The 4,238-nt window shown below is 69.5% G+C and carries 2 protein-coding genes and 1 pseudogene; all 3 read left to right on the forward strand.

Annotation, left to right across the window (positions count from 1 at the left end):
* Window positions 1-743, forward strand: a 743-nt coding sequence (locus AB3X43_RS01010; protein ID WP_369428033.1) for a methyl-accepting chemotaxis protein, incomplete at its 5' end; no start/stop codon positions are given.
* A gap of 1 nt (window position 744) precedes the next feature.
* A complete protein-coding gene (locus AB3X43_RS01015) occupies window positions 745-2,643 on the forward strand; it encodes a chemotaxis protein CheA (protein WP_369428034.1) in 1,899 nt (632 codons plus the stop codon).
* Window positions 2,640-4,238, forward strand: a pseudogene (locus tag AB3X43_RS01020) (hypothetical protein); the annotation flags it as partial. The gene AB3X43_RS01015 and the pseudogene AB3X43_RS01020, both read left to right, overlap by 4 nt.

Genomic DNA, 4,238 nt, shown 5'->3' on the forward strand with positions numbered 1-4,238 from the left:
ACACGACCACCGCGTCGCCGGCACTGCTGATCGACGACCTCATGGGGCGCCACCACACACTCCTCGACGAGCTGCTGCACCACAGCCGCTCGACAGCACGCCTTCGACTCGAAACGGTGTCGGCCGCCCGCACCATGGTGGAGGCACTGGAAGCGCTGAACACGCTTGCACGGGAGGTGCAGACCATCAGTCGTGCCACCCACCTGCTCGCGCTGAATGCGTCGGTCGAAGCCACACGGGCCGGTGAACGCGGCGGCGGCTTTGCCGTGGTGGCGCAGGAAGTGCGGCAACTGGCCGCCCAGTCACGCCAGGCCGGCATCCGCATCGCACGGCAGGTCGGACAGATGCGGGCACCGCTGGACGCGGTCGTGCAGCGCGCCGGACACGACGACGCCGACCCCGACTCACCGGAGCAAGACTGCGCCATCCTGGCCGAGGAGCAGGCGCGGCGGCTGGTGCACGCGATTGCCGGCGAAGTCGGGGATGTGCGGCGCGGCGCGGCTGAACTCTTCGAGGAATGCCAGCAGCTGCAGACACAGCTGACGTCGCTGCAAGGCGACCTGAAGGAACTCGACCAGCCCCGCCACGGCGTGGACAGCCTGCTGCAGGACATGCAGCGACTGCGCCAGTACCTGCTGGGCGCCGAGGACCCTGTCGCCGAATCGGCCGAAGACTGGCTGGCACGCCTGCACACCGACATCGAGACCAGCCGGCGTGCGTACGCCCGCCCATCGACGACCTGACATGCGCCTCGACGCCGACATCATCGCCGCTGCACGCGCTGGCTTCATGGACGAGGCCGTGGACACCCTGCGCCAGCTGGAGCAGAACCTGCTGCACATGGAGCAGGATCCTGGCGATCTGGAGGCCGTGCATGGCGCTTTTCGCGCCGCCCACACGCTCAAGGGTGCCGCGGGCATGTTCGGGCTGGACACCCTCGTGCGCCTGACCCATGCGCTGGAAAGCACGCTCGACGCCCTGCGCGGTGGCGGCCAGAGGCTCACCGAAGACAGCATGACCGCCTTGCTGGCCGGGGCCGACGAACTGGGCACGCTGGTCGCTGCGCTGCAGGACAGTCCGAACGCTCCAGATGCACCGGCACCGGACGCCTCCGACGAGCCGCGCTGGCGCCTGCACCTCCACATGGGCATCGATGCCCTGCGCAACGGCCTGGATCCGCTGTCCTTCATTCGCCACCTCGGCACGCTCGGCACGCTGTGCGGGGTACGCACGCACCACGACCGCGTGCCGACGCTGGAGACACTCGATGCCGAAGGCTGCTGGCTCGACTTCGAGATCCTGCTGCAGTCGAGCGCACCGCGCCAGGCCATCGCCGACGTGTTCGACTTCCTGCAGGACGACTCCACGCTGGAGATCCAGCCCGCCGAGTCCTCCGCCCCGGCACCGACAGCGCCTCCCGCGCGCACCGCCGAACGGGGTCCGGCTGCAGAGGGCCGCTTCATCCGCGTCCGTGCGGACAAGCTGGACCGGCTGGTCGACCTGATCGGCGAGCTGGTCATCGCCGGATCGGGCGCCGGCAATGCCGCGCGCGAAAGCCGCCATGCCCGCTGCATCGAAACCTCGCAGCGCGTGCATGAACTGGTGCAATCCGCCCGCGACGGCGCGCTCGCGCTGCGCATGGTGCCGATCGGACAGACCTTCAGCCGCTTCCAGCGCGTCGTGCGGGACGTGGGCAAGACACTGGGCAAGGACGTGGCGCTGCAGATCCTCGGCGGCGACACCGAACTCGACCGTGCCCTGGTCGACGCCATCGCCGACCCGCTGATGCACCTCGTGCGCAACAGCCTGGACCATGGCCTCGAGTGGCCTGGCGAGCGCAGCGCCAGCGGCAAACCAGCCCGCGGACGGCTGTCCCTGCAGGCCTACCAGGAGGCCGGCAGCGTGGTGCTGGAGGTGCGTGACGATGGCCGAGGCCTCGACCGCGGTCGCATCCTCTCGAAGGCCATCGAGCGCGGGCTGATCCCGCCCGAGGCCGTGCTCGACGACGCACAGGTGCACGCGCTGCTCTTCGAGCCCGGCTTCTCGACCGCCGAACAGATCACCGACCTGTCGGGCCGAGGCGTCGGCATGGACGTGGTGCGCCGGCAGGTCGAGGCGCTGCGCGGCCAGATCCGCCTGACCAGCACACCCGGCCAGGGCACGGCGGTGCAGATTCGCCTGCCGCTGACGCTGGCCATCATCGACGGCTTCCTGACACAGGTCGGCACCGTGGGCTACGTCCTGCCGCTCGACATCGTCGCCGAGTGCATCGAAACGCCGTCCGGGCTGCAGTCCGGGCCACACCGGGACAGCGGCTGCGTCGAGCTGCGCGGCCAGGTGCTGCCCTTCCTCGACCTGCGGTCCTGCTTCGGTCATGGCGGCGAGCGCCCGGTGCGGCAAAGCCTGGTGGTCGTGCGCTGCAGTACCGGTCGGATCGGCCTGCTGGTGGACCGGCTGCTCGGTGAACACCAGACGGTCATCAAGCCACTGGGACCGCTGTTCCGCCACCTGCCCTGCCTCGCCGGGTCGACCATCCTCGGCAACGGCGAGGTGGCGCTGATCCTGGATGTTCCGGCCCTCGCCCGGCTGCACACCGAGCTTCCCCGCACCTCGACGTCCAGTCTCGCCTTGGAATGCCCATGACCCTCCCCCGGACCTCACTGATCTCGCTGCTGTTTGCCCCCGTCACGGTGGCGACCCGGTCGATGCGCATCTCGGCCAAGCTCGGCCTGATCGTCACCGTGCTGTTGCTGCCCCTGGTCGTGCTGACGGTGGTGGCCGTGCGCCGGGACACCGCAGCGGCCGAGGCGGTCCGGCTGGAGCAGTCCGGGATTCCTGTGGCGCACGAACTGCTGGATCTGATGGCCCTGCTCCAGACCTGCCAGAGCGCGCAGGCACTGGCTTCCACGGTACCGGCCGCGCACGCGCTGCTGGACGAGACACGCAGCGCACTGCGCAAGACCGTGGCCTCGGTGGACAGCCAGACAACGGCCTCCGGCCTGGATCTGTCCACCGCCTGGACCGGCCTGCGCGACCACATCCTGCGCGACACCCGCGAAGACACCTTCGGCGCGGCCGGGCACAACGGGCCGCGGCAGGACCAGACCGCCCGCGAAACCCAGGCCCTCGTCGGTCTGGTCGCCGAAAAGAGCGGCCTGCTGCTGGACGCGGAGTCGGCCACCTTTCTGCTCATGGACCTGACCTTCCAGCGCATGCCCAGCCACATCGCGGCCCTGGCGGAGCTGCGTGACACCGCCGTGCAGGCACTGGCCCGCGGCAGCTGGCAGCCTGGAGACACGGTGGCCCTCGCCGTCATCCGGCGCCAGTTCGAGGAACGCCGGGACGACCTGCAAGCCCGACTCGACGCCCTGGAACGCGCAGGCGAGAAGGTGCCCCCAGGCTGGAAGGAAGCCGACACCGCAGCGGACCGCTACCTCGCCCAGATCGAGGCCCTGGCCACTGCGGACGGGCCGCTGCGGGGCGATCCACTGGCCATGCTGCGCAGCAGCAACGCGTTGCTGGACCAGTTCGATCACTGGCACAAACAGACGATCCACCGGCTCCAGGAGCTGCTGGTGCAGCGCCACGCGCAACTCGTGCAGAACCGCAATCTGATCGTGGTCTCCGCCGTCTCGGGCATGCTGATGGCCTTGTACCTGTCGTTCGGCGTCACCCGGTCGATGCGCCGCACGGCGCAGTTCATCGGCGGTAGCGCGGCAGCCGTTGCCCGTGGCGAACTCGAAGTCAGCACGATCGTCCGCGGAAACGATGAACTGGCCAACATCGCCCGATCCTTCGAGACCGTCCGGCTGACGATGCGTGCGCTGCTGACCGATCTGCGCCACATGTCGACTGCCCACGCCCGCGGCGAAATCGATGCCTTCATCGACCTGGCGCCGTTCCAGGGCGAATACCGGCAGGTGGCCGAACTGGTCAACGCCACCGTGCGTGACCACATCCATGTACAGCGTCAGGCACTGGACGTCGTCAGCGCGTTCGGTCGTGGCCAGTTCGATGCGCCGCTCGCCCCGCTGCCCGGGCAGAAGGTGTTCATCAACCAGGCGATCGAGCAGGTCCGCAGCCATCTCCAGGCCCTGATGGTCGACACCGGCGGCCTGGTGCGGGCCGCTGTGGCCGGCAAGCTCGACGTGCGGGCCGACGCCCAGCGCCACGAGGGCGACTTCCGCCGCATCCTCGAAGGCATCAACCAGACGCTCGACGCCATCGTCACACCGCTG

It is taken from the genome of Sphaerotilus sp. (genome assembly GCF_041083715.1).
In the GTDB taxonomy this organism is placed as follows: Bacteria; Pseudomonadota; Gammaproteobacteria; order Burkholderiales; family Burkholderiaceae_C; genus Sphaerotilus.

What these genes read in the sequence shown, in the direction of transcription:
- AB3X43_RS01015 (WP_369428034.1), top strand. Translation starts at nt 745, where the DNA reads ATGCGCCTCGACGCCGACATCATCGCCGCTGCACGCGCTGGCTTCATG.